Here is a 17,719-nt window from a genome sequence, read left to right as displayed (position 1 = left end):
GGAGCCCTGCCGAAGGGGGCCGGGAGTCAGGACAGGCGGTGGGCACCCTGCGCGGGGGTGGAGGAGAAGATGCGGGACGCCGGGAGGGCGGCCTGGACGGCGGCGGTGACCACCGGGACGGACTCGGCGGGGACCAGGGCGATCGCGGAGCCGCCGAAGCCGCCGCCGGTCATGCGCGCGCCCAGCGCGCCGCAGGCGAGCGCCGTGTCGACGACCAGGTCGAGCTCCGGGCAGGAAACCTGGAAGTCGTCCCGCAGGGACACGTGGCCGGCGGTGAGGACGGGGCCGATGTCCCGGATGCGCCCCGCGTCCAGCAGCGCGATGACGTCCTCGACGCGCCGGTTCTCGGTGACGACGTGCCGGGTGAGCCGCCGCAGCCGCTCGTCGGGCAGGGCGTCGAGGGCGGCGCCCAGGCCCTCGTAGGGCACGTCCCGCAGCGCGGACAGGCCCAGCGCCGCGGCGGCCGCCTCGCAGCCGGACCGCAGCGAGGCGTACGCCCCGTCGGCGTGGGCGTGCTTGACACGCGTGTCGGCCACCAGCAGCGTGAGGCCGTTCCCCGCCAGGTCCAGCGGCACCTGCCGCTGTTCGAGGCCGCGGACGTCGAGGTGCAGCGCGTGTCCCTCGGTGCAGCACGCGGACGCGGTCTGGTCCATGACGCCGACCGGCGCACCGACGTAGACGTTCTCCGAGCGCTGGCACAGCAGCGCCAGCTCCTGCCGGCCGATCTCCACCCCGTGCAGGTCGCCGAGCGCGAGCGCGGTGACGACCTGCAGGGCGGCGGAGGAGGACAGGCCGCCGCCGACCGGCACCGTGCTGTCGTAGTGGATGTCGGCGCCGCCGACGGGGTGTCCCGCCTCGCGCAGCGTCCACAGCACCGCGGCCGGGTAGGTGGCCCAGCCGGCGCCGGTACCGGGGGCGAGGTCGTCGATCCGCAGCTCGACGACGCCGCCGTCCATGTCGGCGGAGTGCACCCGCAGCAGGCCGTCGTCGCGGCGGGCGACCGCGGCCCTGGTGGTCTGCGGGAGCGCGAAGGGCAGCACGTGGCCGTCGTTGTAGTCGGTGTGCTCGCCGATCAGGTTGACCCGTCCTGGCGCCTCCCAGCAGCCTTCGGGCGCGCGCCCGAAGACGTCCTTGAAGGCTATGCCGAGGTCCGTCATCGTGCGTCCTCCCCGAGGGATTGGGCGAAGTTCCAGGCGTCGCGGACGATCTCCGCGAGGTCGGTGCGGGTGGGCTGCCAGCCGAGCCGGTCCCTGGCGCGCTGCGCGGAGGCGACCAGCACGGCGGGGTCGCCGGCCCGGCGCGGCTGCGCGGACTCGGGGATGGGGTGCCCGGTGACCCGGCGGACGGTGTCGATGACCTCGCGGACGGAGAATCCGCTGCCGTTGCCGAGGTTGCAGATCAGGTGCTCGCCGGCCGCCGCATGATCGAGCGCGAGCAGGTGCGCCTCTGCCAGGTCGGCGACGTGGATGTAGTCGCGCAGGCAGGTGCCGTCGGGCGTCGGGTAGTCGTCGCCGTAGACGGCGATGGCGTCCCTGCGGCCCTGGGCGACCTGCAGCACCAGCGGGATCAGGTGCGACTCGGGGTGGTGCCGCTCGCCGTACTTCCCGTACGCGCCCGCCACGTTGAAGTACCGCAGGGACACCGCGGCCAGGCCGTGGGCCGCGCACTCGCCGCTGATCATGTGGTCGACGGCGAGCTTGGTGGCGCCGTAGGGGTTGGTGGGGGCGGTGACCGCGTCCTCGGTGATGGGGACGGACGCCGGCTCGCCGTAGGTGGCGGCGGTGGAGGAGAAGACCAGGGTGCGGACCCCGGACGCGCGCATGGCGTCGAGCAGTTCGAGGGTCCCGCCGACGTTGTTGCGCCAGTACTTGGCCGGGTCGGCGACCGACTCGCCGACCTGCGAGGACGCGGCGAAGTGCAGCACCGCGTCGTAGGAGCCGTCGAGCACCTTGGCGGCGTCCTGGATCCGGCCCTCGACGAAGTCGGCGCCGTCGGGCACCCCTGCGCGGAAGCCGGTGGACAGGTCGTCGAGCACGGTCACCCGGTGCCCTGCGGCCAGCAGATGGGCGCCGACCACCGACCCGACGTAGCCGGCTCCACCGGTGACCAGCAGCTTCCTGGGGCTCTTACTCACTGGCTCGCTACCTCTCGCAGTCGCAGCGCGGCGGCCTCCGGCGGCACGTCGTTGATGAACGCGCCCATGCCCGATTCGGACCCCGCAAGGTACTTCAGCTTGCCCGATGTGCGGCGAATCGTGAAAAGTTCCAGGTGCAGTCCGAAGTCGCGTCGCGCGGGTTCGCCGAAGGGCGCCTGGTGCCAGCCGGAGATGTACGGCGTGGGCGGCTGGTCGGGACCGAAGATCCGGTCGAAGCGGCGCAGCAGCTCCAGGTAGACGCGCGGGAACTCCGCGCGCGCGTCCTCGCCGAGGGCCAGCAGGTCGGGCACCCGGCGGTTCGGGAAGAGGTGCACCTCGTACGGCCAGTGGGCGGCGTGCGGGACGAAGGCGGTCCAGTGCTCGCTGGAGAGCACGATCCGCCGGCCGTCGGCGATCTCGTCGGCGAGCACGTCGTCGAAGAGGTTGCGCCCGGTGCGCTCGCGGTGCTCGGCCAGGGTGCGCAGCATCAGCGAGGTGCGCGGGGTGACGAAGGGGTAGCCGTAGATCTGGCCGTGCGGGTGGCCGAGGGTGACGCCGATCTCCTTGCCGCGGTTCTCGAACGGGAAGACCTGGACGACGCCGGGCAGTTGGGACAGCTCCCGGGTGCGGTCGATCCAGGCGTCGAGCACCAGCCGGGCGCGGGCCTCGGTGAGGTCGGCGAAGGAGGCGTCGTGGTCGGAGGTGAAGCAGACCACCTCGCAGCGTCCCGCGTCGCCGGCCAGCGAGGGGAAGCGGTTCTCGAAGACCACGACCTCGTAGTCGGTGTCGGGTATCTCGCTGAGCCGGTCCTGCGTCGACGGGCACAGCGGGCACTCGTCGGCCGGGGGGTGGTAGGTGCGGCCCTGGCGGTGCGAGGCGATGGCCACGGTGTCGCCGAGCAGCCGGTCCTGGCGCAGCTCGGAGTGGGTGGCGACGGGCTCCAGCGGACGGCGGTCGACGGCGTCGCGGACCACGGCGTCGGCCGTGTCCTCAGCGTCGTAGTAGATCAGTTCGCGGCCATCCGCGAGCCGGGTCGTCGTCTTCTTCACCCTGCAGACCCCTCACACCACAATCACTCAACATAACCGCACACAATGAATCATGACAGAACAGCGCAGTCAATGCGCGAGGGCAGGTGAAGTTGAGTTAATAAGCTGTACGAAGGGTGCTGTCGGTTTCGGGCACAACCAAACAAAGCCGAACAGAAGCGTGACCGGACCTGGCCGTACCCCACGCAGGGCGGTGGAAAGCCGCCCGGGTCAGCGCGGCCCCGGAGCCGCCGCACGGTCGAGCAGGCCGGTGCGTGCGGCCAGCGCGGCCGCCTCCAGCCGGGAGCCGACCCCCAGCTTCATCAGCACGCGCTGCACGTGCGTCCGCGCGGTGCTGGGCGCTATCCGCATCCCGGCGGCGATCAGCCGGGTGTCCTCGCCCTCGGCGACCCGGACCAGAACCTCGATCTCCCGCGGGGTCAGCATTTCCAGCAGCCGCATGCCCTCGTCGTCCGGCTGCTGCGCCGGGTTGAGCAGCTCGGCGAAGGCGCCCTGGAGCAGCGGCTGGGCCACCGCCACCTCACCGGCCCTGGCCTTGGCCAGAGCCCGCTCCACGCCCTCTATGCGCTCGTCGTGCCGCACGTAGCCCGACGCGCCGGCCGCGAAGGCCGCCGCGATGCCGCGCGGGTCGGACACCGGGCCGAGGACGACCACCGCGATGCCCGGCCGCTCGCGCTTGATCCTGGCGACCGCGTCGAAGGCGCCGGGCTCCGCGGGCGCCGCCGTACCGAACAGGCACACCTCGGGCAGCCGGGTCAGCACCAGCTCCGCCGCGCCGCCCGAGGGCGCGGACGCGGCCAGCACGCGGTGCCCGCGCAGCTTGAGCGCCGAGGCCAGCGCCTCGGCGAGCAGCCGGTGGTCGTCGACCACGACGAGGCGTACGCCCATGTCGGCCATCCCCCATCCCCCCGGGGGTCCGCTCCGCCGCCGCCCCCGTTCCCTGTCCATACCGCGCCCGAGCCGGTCCCAACCGCCGCCGCGCACGGTATGGGTCCAGGCCGCGAAGTTACACGCTTGCCCCAGACCCGCGCGCCCCCAACCGGGCAGAATCTCCGGGAATTCCGGACTGCCTGCCGGCAGGGGGCGCGCGGATCGGGCGGTCGCCGGGACGGCTGAGCGCCCGGCGGACCGTCAGTGGAACTCGACCAGGTACATCTCGTCGTCGTTGCCCTCGTAGACGGTGTGGGTCACCTGGTAGAAGTGCCCGTTGTGCCAGTAGGGGTAGTTCTCCAGGTCGGACAGGTCGACGTGGTCCTTCGAACCGTCCGTGAAGCCGGCGAACTTCTTCATCGCACCGGTCGCCGGGTCGACGGTGACCAGCTGGCCCGGCACGTCGTAGTCCGGCGGTTCGAGGGCGAGCACCTGGCCGTCCACGAAGTCCACCGCGAGGATGTCCTGCTTGTCGGCCGGCTTGGCGACCCACTTCTGCTTGCCGTCGCTGGTGTTGAACGCGACGATGCCGCTCAGCACCTGGCCCTTGCTGTCGCCCTGGCTGCGCAGCGTCAGGTAGACGGTGTCCTTGCTGACCAGCACGTTGTGCACGTCCTGCGCCCCGTTGTCGCCGAGGGAGACGTCGTACTTGTCGGTGCCCAGCGAGATCCTGGACTGCATCCGGCCGCCGGCGAGGGTGACGACGTCGGTCGCGCTGCTGTTGTCGGTGCCGAGCACCACCACGACCGGGTCGGTGGAGACGATCGCGTTGACCTCGGTGCCGCCGGGGGCGGTCCAGGTCCACTTCGCCTTGCCGTGGTTGTCCGGGTCGATGACCTGGACCTTGTAGGTCTGGTAGTCGCAGTTGACGATCACCACGAACTGGCTTCCGCCGCCGTAGCCGTCGTCCTCGCAGTTGCCGTTGCCGCCCTGCCACAGGATGGCGTGGCTGGACAGCCGGTAGCCGATGGAGCCGCTGAGCCAGTCGACGCCGACCGTGTCGCCGCTGATCGCCATCTGCGAGTAGTCGAAGTCCGTCTTGCTGCCGGTGGCGCCCGGCAGGTCCACCGACCACTTCTGCGCGCCGGTGGTCAGGTCGAAGACCATCACCTTGTTGCAGCTGGGGCCGTACTGGATCGCCGCCAGGTTCTGGTAAGTGTCCCTGGCCGCCGCGCAGTCGCCGCGGGAGGGCGCGGGCAGCGTCCAGGCCTGGTTGCCGGTGGCCTCGTCATAGGCGACGACCTTGTCGATCTCGCCCTTCACCACGTACTTGTCGGTGAACCAGATCCCGAAGACCGTCTTGAGGTTGTCCTTCTCGGCGACCTTGTCGGCCGGCTTGTTCCAGCCGAACTGCAGCTCCGTGGAGTGCGGTGCGGAGGTCGGGGCCGGGCCGCCGCTGCCGGTGGGCTTCGCGGTCGGCTTGGGGTCGGGGTCGTTGCCGCCGCTCTTGGTCGCGAGGTAGACACCGCCGGCGGCCAGCAGCACCACCGCCACCACGGCGGCGATGATGATCACCAGCTTGTTGTTCGAGCGCCCGCCGCCAGGACCGCCCGGATACGGCTGCTGCGGGTAGCCGTACGGCCCCTGCGGCGGCACCTGGCCGTACTGCGGCTGGCCCGGGTACTGCGGGGCACCGCTCGCGTACGGCGGGGGCGGCGGACCCTGCGGCTGGAAGGCCGCCTGGGTGGGCGCCTGCGCGTACGGGTTCTGCGCCGGCGGCACCGGCTGCGCGTACGGGTTCTCGCCGGGCTGCGGCTGGCCAGGGGCCGGGTAGCCGTAACCGCCGCCCGGGGGCGGCGGCGGGGTCTGCGCCGGATAGCCGTAGCCGGGCGGCGGGGGCGGGGTCTGCGGCTGCTGCATCTGCGGCTGCTGCGTCTGCGGAGGCGGCGGAGGACCCGGTGGGGGCGGCACAGCGCCGTCGGACGGCTTCCCGAACTCGGGCGGGTTGCCTGGCGGCGGGGGCGGCTGCGACATCAGCGGGACCTCTTCGAACTCATGCTGGGGGTCGGGTTGGCGGAAATTCTTTCTATCACTCCGCCAGGGTTGCCCCCGCAGGCCGCCGCTGTTCCGTTACCGGCCTGCTACACGTTCTCCCCGACCCCGCACCGCCGCCTCCGTTGCCGCCTACTGCCCGCTGTCGTCGGCGAGTTCCAGCCAGCGCATCTCCAGGTCCTCGCGCTCCTCGCGCAACGCCCGCAGCTCCGCGTCGATTTCCGCGACCTTCGCGAAGTCCGTTGCGTGCTCGGCGATCCGCGTGTGCAGCGTCTTCTCCTTGTCGCCGAGCTTGTCCAACTGCCGCTCGATGCGCTGCAGTTCCTTCTTCGCCGCCCGGGTGTCGCCGGCCGGCCGCTCCTTGGCAGGCGGCGCCGGCGGCACGGCGGCCTGCTCGATCGCCCGGCGGCGCTCCAGGTACTCGTCCACCCCGCGCGGCAGCATCCGCAGGGTCTGGTCGCCGAGCAGCGCGAAGACCCGGTCGGTGGTGCGCTCCAGGAAGTACCGGTCGTGGCTGATCACGGCCATCGAGCCCGGCCAGCCGTCCAGCAGGTCCTCCAGCTGGGTCAGCGTCTCGATGTCCAGGTCGTTGGTCGGCTCGTCGAGGAACAGCACGTTCGGCTCGTCCATCAGCAGCCGCAGCACCTGCAGCCGGCGCCGCTCGCCGCCGGACAGGTCGCCGACCGGCGTCCACTGCTTCTCCTTGGTGAAGCCGAACTTCTCGCACAGCTGGCCTGCGGTCATCTCCCGGCCCTTGCCGAGGTCGACCCGCTGCCGTACCGCCTCCACCGCCTGGAGCACCCGCCAGGTCGGGTCCAGCTCCGCGACCTCCTGCGACAGGTACGCCAGCCGCACCGTCTTGCCGACCACGATCCGTCCCGCGGCCGGCTGCCGGTCGCCGTCGCTCACCGCCGCGTCGGCCAGGGCCTTGAGCAGCGAGGTCTTGCCCGCGCCGTTCACCCCCACCAGGCCGACCCGGTCACCGGGGCCGAGCTGCCAGGTGATGTGCCGCAGCAACTGCTTCGGCCCCGCCGTGACGGTCACGTCCTCCAGCTCGAAGACGGTCTTGCCCAGCCGGGAGTTCGCGAACTTCATCAGCTCCGCGGTGTCCCGCGGCGGCGGCACGTCCTCGATCAGGGCGTTCGCCGCCTCGATCCTGAACCGCGGCTTCGACGTCCGCGCCGGGGCGCCCCTGCGCAGCCACGCCAGCTCCTTGCGGACCAGGTTCTGCCGCTTGGTCTCCTCCGTCGCCGCGATGCGCTCGCGCTCGGCGCGGGCGAAGACGTAGTCGCTGTAGCCGCCCTCGTACTCGTAGACCGAGCCGCGCTGCACGTCCCACATCCGGGTGCACACCTGGTCGAGGAACCAGCGGTCGTGCGTCACCACCACCAGCGCGGACCTGCGGGAGCGCAGGTGCTCCGCGAGCCAGGCGATGCCCTCCACGTCGAGGTGGTTGGTCGGCTCGTCCAGCACGATCAGGTCCTGCTCGTCGATCAGCAGCTTCGCCAGCGCGATACGGCGCCGCTCACCGCCCGACAGCGGCCCGATCACGGTGTCCAGGCCCGCGGGGAAGCCCGGCAGGTCGAGACCGCCGAACAGCCCCGTCAGCACGTCCCTGATCCGGGCGTCCCCCGCCCACTGGTGGTCGGCCCGGTCGCCGACGACCTCGTGCCGCACGGTCGCGGCCGGGTCGAGGCTGTCGTGCTGCGTCAGCACGCCCAGGCGCAGCCCGCCCTGGTGCGTCACGCGCCCCGTGTCGGGCTCCTCCAGCTTCGCGAGCATCCGCACGAGGGTCGTCTTGCCGTCCCCGTTGCGCCCTACGACGCCGATGCGGTCGCCCTCCGACACGCCCAGGGAGACGGCGTCCAGCAACGCCCTCGTGCCGTACGTCTTGCCGACGGCTTCGACGTTGACCAGGTTGACGGCCACTCTTGACTTCTCCCAGCGCCAGAAAACAACTCCCCTCTCACCCTAGTCGCCCCCACCCGCCCGCCCGCCCCCGGCGGCCCTGCGGTCCTGCCCCTTGCGTGCACCCTCCCTGCCAGGGGCGAACACTGTGCGGCGGAGGACGCAGGCTGGCCAAAAGGGCGCGGGAAACTGCGGGCCCGGCCGACACGGCGGGAAAGGCGACCGGCCAGGGCAAGGGGCAGGACCTCAGCGGCACTGGGGTATCCCCGGGCGAAGCTCTGGGGGCGGAACTGCGCGCCCGCCCCCGCCGGGCGCAAGGCGTCATGGCACCGCAAGGGGAACCCCCACCGCGGGAAGGTCCCGGGACTACCCGGAAGGGCACCCCGGGGGGACCCCGGGTCAGACGATCGTCGCGCCCGCCGCAGGTGACAGCGCGGGGTAGGCCCCGCCCGGGAAGGCGCCGGCCAGCTCCGCGGCCGCGGCCGCGGAAGGCGCGAGGAAGGCACACGTAGGCCCTGAGCCCGAGACAAGTGCGGCAAGGGCGCCGGCGGCAAGGCCGGCGCCAAGCGTGTCGGCGAGCGCGGGCCGCAGCGCGACGGACGCGGCCTGCAGGTCGTTGGACAGCGCCGCGGCCAGCGCGGCGGCCGACCCCTCCCGCAGCGCGGCGACGAGCGCCGCGTCCGCGCCGGGCGCGGGAAGGTCCGCGGCGAGGTCGCTCCCCCCGCCGGCCAGCCGCAGGCGGTCGCACTCGCGGTAGACGTCCGGCGTCGACAGGCCGCCCTCCGCGACGGCGAAGACCCAGTGGAATTCCCCGCCGACTTCCAGCGGCGTCAGGATCTCCCCGCGCCCGGTCCCGAGCGCGGCACCCCCCACCAGGGAGAAGGGCACGTCGCTGCCCAGTTCCGCGCACAGCGCGAGCAGCTCCTCGCGGGGCGCCCCGAGGCCCCACAGCGCGTCGCACGCGACCAGCGCGCCGGCCGCGTCGGCGGACCCGCCGGCCATGCCCCCGGCCACGGGGATGTCCTTGTCGATGTGCAGGTGCACATCCGGCTCGACGCCGTACCGCTTGGCGAGCGCCACCGCCGCCCTGGCGGCGAGGTTCGTCGCGTCGAGCGGGACCCGGCCCACGTCCCGCCCGGCCGCGGTGATCCGCAGGCCGTCCGCGGGCGTCGCGGTGACGTGGTCGTAGAGGCCGACGGCGAGGAAGACTGTGGCCAGGTCGTGGAAGCCGTCGGGGCGCCGGCCGCCGACGGAGAGCTGGACGTTGACCTTGGCGGGCACACGGACGGTGACGGTGCTCACGGGCATGGGCTCCTCAGCTACGGCTACGGCGAACAGCTACGGCTTGTGCTCGGCGACGGCCGCGAACTCCTCGACCGTCAGTGCTTCCCCGCGGGCCTGCGGGGACACCCCGGCGGCGACCAGCGCGGCCTCCGCGGCCGCTGCGGACCCCGCCCACCCGGCGAGTGCGGCCCGCAGCGTCTTGCGGCGCTGTGCGAACGCGGCGTCGACCACCGCGAAGACCTCCTGGCGGCTCGCCGTCGTACGCGGCGGGTCGCGCCGCACCAGGGCCACCAGCCCGGAGTCCACGTTGGGCGCGGGCCAGAAGACGCTGCGCCCGATGGCGCCGGCCCGCTTGACGTCGGCGTACCAGTTGGCCTTCACGGACGGCACGCCGTAGACCTTGTTGCCCGGCCCCGCGGCGAGCCGGTCGGCGACCTCGGACTGCACCATGACGAGGGTGCGCTCGATGCCGGGGAAGGTCGCGAGCATGTGCAGCAGTACGGGCACGGCGACGTTGTACGGCAGGTTCGCCACGAGGGCCGTGGGCGGCGGGCCGGGGAGCTCCGTCACCGCCATGGCGTCGCTGTGGACCAGGTCGAAGCGTTCGGCCCTTGCGGGCAGCCGCGCCGCCACGGTCGCGGGCAGCGCCGCGGCCAGGACGTCGTCGATCTCGATCGCCGTGACATGTGCGGCGGCTTCCAGCAGGGCCAGGGTGAGCGAGCCGAGGCCCGGTCCGACCTCGACGACCGTGTCGTCGGGCCTGACCCCCGCGGTCCGCACGATCCTCCGTACGGTGTTCGCGTCGATCACGAAATTCTGCCCGCGCTGCTTCGTCGGCCGTACGCCGAGCGCCGCGGCCAGCTCCCTGACGTCCGCGGGTCCCAGAAGGGCGTCGCTCTCAGTGCCACTCACGCGCCCTAGGCTAATCGTTCCCTCCCTCCCCCCGGTCCACGCGGCCCCGGGACCTTCTCCCCGCGGCCTGCCCAGGCGCGCGCTGGCGCAGGAGGTGGCGGCTCGCGCGCTAGCGCAGGAGGTGGCGGCCGCACACCGGCCAGGGGGCGGTGCCGCGCGTGGCGTAGAGCCGTTGCGCGCGGACCGTCTGTTCCGCGGGGCCGGCGTTCTGGGGGAGGCCCCGGCCGCCCAGGCCGCGCCAGGTCCTGACGTCGAACTGGTAGAGGCCGCCGTAGCGCCCGGACGGGTCCACCACGTGGGGCCGCCCACCCGACTCGCAGAGGGCGAGCGCATGCCAGTCCAGCCCCGGAGATGCCGCGGAGGCCCGGGAGGTCCCGGAGGTCACTCGGGGCCGGGGAGACCGGGCAGGGCGGCCCGTCCCGACCCGGCGGACCTCGGCGACGGGCGCCCGGGTGACCCGGGACCTCACGACGCGGGTGGCGCTCGCCACACCGTCGACGGTACGGACGTCGTAGCGGAGCTCGCGCAGCCCGGCCCGCCCGGCCACGTCCACGACGGTGGTCCCGCGGGGCAGGGACGGGTCGCGGTGCCGCACGACCCGGTAGGGCACCGGCTCCCGGCGGGTCGCCTGCGCGGTCCGCACCCGGGCGACCGTCACGGCGAGCCCGTCCTGCGGGAAGGCGCCCGCGCCCGGCGACACCGTGTCCTGGGGGCCGAGGAGGAGCCCGGCGTCCGCGACGGCCCCGCGGACGGTCATCGCGTGCGTGCGCACGATGTGCGCGCGCCCGTCCGCGACCACGGTGACCCTCCGCTGCGTGCGGACCGACAGCACCAGCCCGTGCCGCCCGATGGCGGCGCCGCGCGAGGCGTCGAGGAAGGCGCCGTCCGCCCGGACGCCGAGCTGCCGCAGGGCCGCGGCGACGGTGGTCCCCGTCGTCCAGACCCGCTGCTGCCGCCCGTCGAGCGTGAGTGTCAGCGGGCGGCCGTAGCGTACGGCCACGGTGTCGCCGTCGTGCAGGGGATGCCCGGGCGCGGGCGCCACGATGTCGTGCCCGCCGACCGCGATGTGCTGCTGCCGCAGGACGCCGTCGACGTCCGCGGCGAGGGTGTGCACGGTCCGCACCCGCCCGTCGACGGTGAGCCGGACGGTCTTGTCGGCCACGACATACGCCCCGGCGCCGCCGGCGAGCACCGCCACGACGAGTGTCTGCGGTACGAGCCTGCGCGCGTGTCCGGCGAGTTGATTGCCCACGACGCCGGACCTTAAAGCCTAAAAGCCGCAAAGTGCCGCATTCACCTCACGTGTCGTAGCCGAACGCCCGTGCGGTATTGGCGGCGATCGCGGCCGCGAGCTGGTCCTCGTCGTCTCCCCTGGCCGCGGCCATCGCGCGCAGCGTGACCGGAATGAGGTAGGGCGCGTTCGGCCGACCGCGGTAGGGCACGGGGGTCAGGAAGGGCGCGTCGGTCTCGACCAGCAGCAGCTCGCGCGGGGCGACGGCGACCGCGTCCCGCAGGTTCTGCGCGGTCTTGTAGCTGACGGTCCCGGCGAAGGACATGTAGTAGCCGTGCTCGGCGCACACCTTGGCCATCTCGGCGTCGCCCGAGTAGCAGTGGAAGACCACGGTGGAGGGTGCGCCCTCCTCCGCCAGGATGCGCAGCACGTCCGCGTGCGCGTCCCGGTCGTGGATGACCAGCGCCTTGCCGCGGCGTTTGGCGATGTCGATGTGCCGCCGGAAGGAGTGCTGCTGGTCCGCGACGCCCTCGGGTCCTGTGCGGAAGTAGTCAAGGCCGGTCTCGCCGACCCCGAGGACCTGCGGCAGCGCGGCGAGCGCGTCGATGGCGTCGATCTCGGCGTCGAGCCCGGCCCGGCCGCCGCCGGACGCGCGGTCCGCGACGCGCGGCGCCTCGTTCGGGTGCAGCGCCACGGAGGCCCAGATCCTGTCCCAGGCGGCCGCGGTCTCCGCGGCCCAGCGCGACCCTGCGAGGTCGCAGCCGACCTGGACGAGCGTGTCGACGCCGACAGCGGCGGCCTGGGCCACGGCGTCCGCGACGCTGCCGGACTGCATGTCGAGGTGGGTGTGGGAGTCGGCGACCGCGACCCGCAGCGGCTCGGGCGCCGGCGGTGCGGTCGGCTTCTTGCTGTCCCTGTCTGGCATGCCCCCGATCCTAGGGACCCGCCCCGAGTGCCCGCGGCGGCGGCCCGTGGGCGCGGCAATGTCCCCAGCCCCGCCGCTATGTGCGCAGGCTCGGCAATGTGCCGAGCCCACCGCTCACTCCCCCGCCTGGCCCCTGTCGTGCCCGCGGTGCAGGAAGTGCAGGGACGGCCAGTGGCGCGGCGTCCTTGCCGCGCCCGGCGGCACCGCGGCCGCCCGGTGCGCCACGGGCTGGGCGGCCGCCACGCCCGCGACCCGCCCGGCGCACATGATGCGCACCCGGTGCCCGTCGCAGTTGTCACAGGTGGGGTGGGTCAGCGGGGACGGCACCTGGGTGCCGTCGGCGAGGTAGGTGACGTAGGAGCGCCCGAAGGTGTCGACGTGGTGCTCGATCTCGTAGGCCTGCTCCCAGCCGTGGCCGCAGTTCATGCAGGCGAAGGAGTACGCCTCGTGCACGACGTTCGCGCCGGCGTCGGCGGCCTGGGGCCTGGGTCCGCTTCCTATGGTGTCGCTCATGTGCAGCTCCTGCGCGCCCTCCGGGCACCGCGCCCGGAACGGGACTTCCACTCCCCAGCGAACGCCCCGTTTCCGGCCGCCGCACGGGCCGTGTCCGAAGCTTGGACCAGATTTGGGGTCTATGGGAGAGATGGCGTGGATTTGCTTTGCCACACCCACAGTTTAGTCCGCGCACCCCCGCCGGCCGGGCCGGCGCACTACCGCCGGCCGCAGGCCGTACGGCAGGACCCGCACGCGGCAGGCGCGCGCGTCACGCCCCGCCGTGCTTGGCGGCGACGACCGCGTCGAAGACCTCCCGCTTGGGCAGCCCGGCGTCCGCCGCGACCGCCGCGATGGCCTCCTTGCGCCGCTCCCCCGCCGCCTCGCGCGCCGCGACCCGGCGGACGATCTCGGCGGGGTCGAGGTCGGCGGGACCAGGCGCCGGTGCGCCCTCCACCACGACGGTGATCTCACCGCGTACGCCGTCCTCCGCCGCCCAGCGCGCCAGCTCCGCCAGCGGCCCGCGCCTGACCTCCTCGTAGGTCTTGGTCAGCTCGCGGCACACCGCGCCCCGCCGCTCGGCGCCGAAGACCTCGGCCATGGCCGCGAGGGTGGCGTCGATGCGGTGCGTGGCCTCGAAGTAGACCAGCGTCCTGCGGTCCGCGGCGACCTCGCGCAGCCGGGCCAGCCGCTCGCCCGGCTTGCGCGGCAGGAAGCCCTCGAAGCAGAAGCGGTCCACCGGCAGCCCCGAGACGGCCAGCGCGGTCAGGACCGCGGAAGGCCCGGGCACCGCGGTGACGGTGATGCCGCGCTCGACGGCCGCGGCGACCAGCCGGTAGCCGGGGTCGGACACCGACGGCATCCCGGCGTCGGTGACCAGGACCACCCGGGCGCCGCCGGCCAGCGCCTCGACCAGCTCCGGCGTCCGGCCGGCCTCGTTGCCCTCGAAGTAGGACACGATGCGCCCGCCGGGCTCGATGCCGAGCGCCTGGGTGAGCCGCCGCAGCCGCCGGGTGTCCTCGGCGGCGACGACGTCGGCGCCGGCCAGTTCGGTGGCGAGCCGCGGCGGGGCGTCCGCGGGGTCGCCGATGGGGGTTCCGGCCAGTACGAGGACGCCTGCGGCTTGCGTGGTCACCCGCCAAGCTTCCCACTCCCCGCGGCCTGCCGGGCCGACCCCCGGCCACCGGACGCGGGGGCCGGACGCCGACCGGCTTTGCGGGACAAACAGGGGCGCCGGGCACCGACCTCATCACATTTTCAGAGGCGTTCCCTACGATGGGCCGGTGACGAGTGAGACCGCGACGCAGGACCGGGCCGCCGAGGCTGTTCCGGCACAGCCGCAACAGAGCCCCTGGGCGCAGCGGCTGCGCAGGTTCGGCTATGCGGAGAGGCCGCGGACCGACACCCGCGAGCGCCTGGTGCCACCCTTCCCCGAACCGGGGACCAGGTTGTGGCGGACGCTGGGCGCGAGCGAACGGCTCTCGCACCTGCTGGCCCGCTTCTCCGGCTGGCTCGGCCCGATCCTGGTGGCCGTGCTCGCCGGCGGGCTGCGCTTCTGGCACCTGGGCACGCCCCGCGAGGTCGTCTTCGACGAGACGTACTACGCCAAGGACGCCTGGTCGCTGCTCCAGCTCGGCTACGAGGGCACCTGGCCGGACGCCAAGATCACCAACCCGGACCTGCTGGGGCACCCGCAGACGATCCCGCTGTCCGACGCGCCCGGCTACGTGGTGCACCCCCCGGCCGGCAAGTGGGTGATCGCGCTCGGCGAGTGGATGTTCGGCATGAACCCGTTCGGCTGGCGCTTCATGATGGCGGTGCTCGGCACCCTGTCGGTGCTGATGCTGTGCCGGATCGGGCGCCGGCTCTTCCGCTCCACCGCGCTGGGCTGCCTGGCCGGGCTGCTGATGGCGGTGGACGGCCTGCAGTTCGTGATGAGCCGGATCGCCCTGCTCGACCTGGTGATCATGTTCTTCGCGCTGGCCGCCTTCGGCTGCCTGCTGGTGGACCGCGACTGGTCCAGAGCCCGGCTGGCCCGGGCGCTGCCGGTGGACGAGTCAGGCTGGGCGGGTCCTGACCGGAAGGTCGGCGACCGCGTCGGCATGGGCTGGCGCCCGTGGCGTATCGCCGCCGCGGTCTGCCTCGGCCTGGCCGCGGCGAGCAAGTGGAACGGCCTGTACTTCCTGGCGTTCTTCACCGTCATGACGCTGGCCTGGGACCTCGGCTCGCGCCGCCTGGCAGGCGCCAGGCACCCGCTGCGCGCGGTGCTGCGCAAGGACTTCGGCTGGTCGGTGCTGACCATGATCCCGGTCACGGTGGTCACCTACCTGGCGACCTGGACCGGCTGGTTCATGTCCAGCAACGCCTACAACCGGCACTGGGCCGACAACCGCGGCGGCACCTGGTCGTGGATCCCGGCACCCCTGCGCAGCCTGTGGCACTACGAGTACGAGGTCTACCAGTTCAACGTGACGCTGCACACGCCCCACCCGTACCAGTCCAACCCGTGGAGCTGGCTGGTCCTGGGACGTCCGGTGTCGTACTACTTCGAGTCGCCCAAGCTCGGCCAGGACGGCTGCCACAGCACCGGCGGCTGCTCCAAGGAGATCCTGGCGCTGGGCACCCCGCTGCTGTGGTGGTCGGCGTGCTTCGCGCTGCTGTACCTGCTCTACCGCTGGGTGCTGCGCCGCGACTGGCGGGCCGGCGCCATCCTGTGCGCGGTGGGCGCGGGCCTGCTGCCGTGGCTCCACTACCAGGACCGCACGATCTTCTACTTCTACGCCGTCTCCTTCGTGCCCTACCTCTGCCTCGCGGTGGCGATGATGGTGGGCGCCTTCCTCGGCCCACCCGGGGCGGGCGAGGGACGCCGGATGTGGGGTGCGGTCGGCGCGGGCACGCTGGTGCTGCTGATCATCTGGAATTTCATCTACTTCTTCCCCATCTACACCGGCATGACCATCCCTTACAGCGGCTGGCAGGCCCGGATGTGGTTCGACTCCTGGGTGTGAGTCGGCGCAACCCCCCGGGCGCCCCTAGGGAGAGCGGGTACAGTGCTCTTGTGAGCGCGCTCATTTGAACGCGTTCAGGGGGTGGGAAGAAGGGGGTTCTCGGTGCCTGTGGCACGGGGGGTCAAGGCCGGCATCATCGGTGCGGTCTTCATCGGCATGGTCGGCGTCGCAGGTTACGGCGCCTACAACATCTACTCAGGGCTCGACGGCAAGAGCACCGGCACCAAGCCGGCCGCCACGGCCGACAGGGACGAACCGCTCACCGCGAAGGACGTCAACAACACCGCGACCGACTTCCTGGCCGCCTGGTCGGCGGGCGACGACACGAAGGCCGCCGCGCTGACCGACTCCGTCGAGACGGCGAAGGCGGCGCTGGCCGACTACCGCCAGAAGACGAGCGTCAGCAAGGTCGCGGCCACGCTGGACCCGTCGGACGGCGCGACCGGCTCGACCGCCACCGCGGGTCCGACCGGCGCCATCGTGTCCTTCACGGTCAAGGCGACCATCTCCTACCAGGGCATCGCCCCGAAGATCTGGTCGTACGTCTCGACCTTGACCGTCGGCCGCAACACCGTCGGCGACCCGGCCGTCAAATGGGCGCCCGCCGTCCTGGAGCCCGACCTCAAGGACGGGTTGTCCCTGGTCACGGGACTCGCGACCTCGCCGGACCTGGACCTGGTCGACCGGCACGGCAAGACGATGACGGCAGCGCAGTATCCGGGCCTGACCGACGTGTTCACCGACCTGCGCAAGCGGTACGCGGACGCGGACCTCGGCGGCACCCCGGGCATCGAGACGTACGTGACCAACGCGGGCGGCGAGCTGCTCAAGACGCTGTACGTGGTCAAGCCGGGCAAGAACGCCAAGCTCAAGACCACCCTGGACGCCGGAATCCAGGCCGCGGCCGAGAAGGCGGTGCAGAAGCACGCGCAGTCCGGCGTGACCGCGCTGGACACCCACGACGGCACGGTCCTGGCCATGGCGGCCAACCCGCCCGGCGGTACGAACTACGCCCTGTCGCTCCAGCCGCCCGGCTCCACCTTCAAGATCGTGACCGCGACGGCACTGATGACGGCCCCCGTCACGAAGGACACCCCGCGCCTGACGCCGGGCTCGGTGTCGCAGTGCGTCGACGGATACGCGGCCCTGGGCGGCAAGCCGTACCACAACGTCACGCCGGACAAGCAGAACGCCACACTGGCCTGGGACTTCTCCCGGTCCTGCAACACCGGCTTCATCCGGCTCTCGAAGTACCTGGCCCCGGACTCGCTGACGAAGGTCGGCGAGAAGTACTTCGGGCTGGTCGGCGACAGCCGCCCCTGGTACACCGGCACCGGTACCACCGACGGCAGCATCCCCGGCGGCACCGGCGACGAGTTGACCTCGGAGATGATCGGCCAGGGCCGGGTCCTGATGAACACCCTGAACATGGCGTCGGTCGCCGCGACCGTCCGCGGCGGGCGCTTCCACCAGCCGTCGATCCTCGACGACACGAAGCTCATCGAGAACCGGCAGACCTGGAACGCCACACCGCTGCCGCCGCAGGTCCGGCAGAACCTGATGTCGATGATGAGGCAGACCGCCGACAGCGGCACCGCCGCCGGCCTCCTGAACGGTGTGAACTGCCCCTGCGGCGCCAAGACCGGCTCGGCGGAGGAGAGCAGCGACGGCGTGCCGACCGGCTGGTTCACCGCCTACAGCGACGATGTCGCGGCGGCCGCGATGGTCATGCAGGGCGACCACGGCAACAAGTCCGCGGGACCGATCGTCGGGGACGTCCTGCGCGCCGCCCCGTAGCCGCCCGCCGTACCACGCAAGGTGCCCCCGCCCGCGGCAGGACCGCGGACGGGGGCA

General features: G+C 72.9%; 14 protein-coding genes. 2 read left to right on the top strand and 12 right to left on the bottom strand.

Going from position 1 to position 17,719, the window contains the following annotated elements; all coding sequences use genetic code 11:
* Window positions 1-26: 26 nt before the first annotated feature.
* The 12 genes from galK to rsmI form a co-directional block, all read right to left on the bottom strand.
* Window positions 27-1,157 (bottom strand): galactokinase, encoded by a 1,131-nt coding sequence (galK, locus tag NFU81_RS39970; RefSeq protein WP_251502119.1) that lies wholly within the window; start codon window positions 1,155-1,157, stop codon window positions 27-29.
* The gene (galE, locus tag NFU81_RS39965; protein WP_251502116.1) at window positions 1,154-2,134 is read right to left on the bottom strand and encodes a UDP-glucose 4-epimerase GalE; all 981 of its coding nucleotides are present in this window, start codon (window positions 2,132-2,134) and stop codon (window positions 1,154-1,156) included. Before galE ends, galK begins: the two co-directional genes overlap by 4 nt.
* Window positions 2,131-3,183, bottom strand: a complete 1,053-nt coding sequence (galT, locus tag NFU81_RS39960; protein WP_251502113.1) for a galactose-1-phosphate uridylyltransferase — start codon at window positions 3,181-3,183, stop codon at window positions 2,131-2,133. The genes galE and galT overlap by 4 nt, the downstream gene beginning before the upstream one ends.
* A gap of 210 nt (window positions 3,184-3,393) precedes the next feature.
* Window positions 3,394-4,071, bottom strand: coding sequence for a helix-turn-helix transcriptional regulator (locus NFU81_RS39955; RefSeq protein ID WP_251502282.1), 678 nt, complete (start codon window positions 4,069-4,071; stop codon window positions 3,394-3,396).
* 243 nt (window positions 4,072-4,314) lie between these two features.
* Window positions 4,315-5,973 carry a PQQ-binding-like beta-propeller repeat protein gene (locus tag NFU81_RS39950; protein ID WP_251502110.1) on the bottom strand — a complete coding sequence of 553 codons (1,659 nt, stop codon included), beginning with the start codon at window positions 5,971-5,973 and terminating at the stop codon, window positions 4,315-4,317.
* Window positions 5,974-6,237: 264 nt separating this feature from the next.
* Window positions 6,238-8,034 carry an ABC-F family ATP-binding cassette domain-containing protein gene (locus NFU81_RS39945; protein ID WP_251502107.1) on the bottom strand — a complete coding sequence of 599 codons (1,797 nt, stop codon included), beginning with the start codon at window positions 8,032-8,034 and terminating at the stop codon, window positions 6,238-6,240.
* A gap of 378 nt (window positions 8,035-8,412) precedes the next feature.
* Window positions 8,413-9,321 carry a 4-(cytidine 5'-diphospho)-2-C-methyl-D-erythritol kinase gene (locus NFU81_RS39940; protein WP_251502104.1) on the bottom strand — a complete coding sequence of 303 codons (909 nt, stop codon included), beginning with the start codon at window positions 9,319-9,321 and terminating at the stop codon, window positions 8,413-8,415.
* 30 nt (window positions 9,322-9,351) lie between these two features.
* A complete protein-coding gene (rsmA, locus tag NFU81_RS39935) occupies window positions 9,352-10,209 on the bottom strand; it encodes a 16S rRNA (adenine(1518)-N(6)/adenine(1519)-N(6))-dimethyltransferase RsmA (protein ID WP_251502101.1) in 858 nt (285 codons plus the stop codon).
* A 109-nt stretch (window positions 10,210-10,318) separates the two neighbouring features.
* Window positions 10,319-11,461: a resuscitation-promoting factor gene (locus tag NFU81_RS39930; protein ID WP_251502099.1), complete on the bottom strand. Its 1,143-nt coding sequence runs from the start codon at window positions 11,459-11,461 to the stop codon at window positions 10,319-10,321.
* Window positions 11,462-11,507: 46 nt separating this feature from the next.
* Window positions 11,508-12,365 (bottom strand): TatD family hydrolase, encoded by an 858-nt coding sequence (locus NFU81_RS39925; RefSeq protein ID WP_251502097.1) that lies wholly within the window; start codon window positions 12,363-12,365, stop codon window positions 11,508-11,510.
* A 114-nt stretch (window positions 12,366-12,479) separates the two neighbouring features.
* Window positions 12,480-12,878, bottom strand: a complete 399-nt coding sequence (locus tag NFU81_RS39920; protein WP_251502091.1) for a hypothetical protein — start codon at window positions 12,876-12,878, stop codon at window positions 12,480-12,482.
* A gap of 250 nt (window positions 12,879-13,128) precedes the next feature.
* Window positions 13,129-13,992: a 16S rRNA (cytidine(1402)-2'-O)-methyltransferase gene (gene rsmI / locus NFU81_RS39915; protein ID WP_251502088.1), complete on the bottom strand. Its 864-nt coding sequence runs from the start codon at window positions 13,990-13,992 to the stop codon at window positions 13,129-13,131.
* 148 nt (window positions 13,993-14,140) lie between these two features.
* Here rsmI and NFU81_RS39910 point away from each other — a divergent pair, with 148 nt between their 5' ends.
* Together NFU81_RS39910 and NFU81_RS39905 are read left to right on the top strand one after the other, a co-directional pair.
* Window positions 14,141-15,865 carry a dolichyl-phosphate-mannose--protein mannosyltransferase gene (locus NFU81_RS39910; RefSeq protein ID WP_251502085.1) on the top strand — a complete coding sequence of 575 codons (1,725 nt, stop codon included), beginning with the start codon at window positions 14,141-14,143 and terminating at the stop codon, window positions 15,863-15,865.
* A gap of 102 nt (window positions 15,866-15,967) precedes the next feature.
* Window positions 15,968-17,662: a penicillin-binding transpeptidase domain-containing protein gene (locus NFU81_RS39905; RefSeq protein WP_251502056.1), complete on the top strand. Its 1,695-nt coding sequence runs from the start codon at window positions 15,968-15,970 to the stop codon at window positions 17,660-17,662.
* The last annotated feature ends 57 nt before the right edge of the window (window positions 17,663-17,719 follow it).

It is taken from the genome of Actinacidiphila cocklensis (assembly GCF_907177275.1).
GTDB classification, from domain to species: Bacteria; Actinomycetota; Actinomycetes; order Streptomycetales; family Streptomycetaceae; genus Actinacidiphila; species Actinacidiphila cocklensis.
This window is presented reverse-complemented; position numbering and strand designations above follow the sequence as displayed.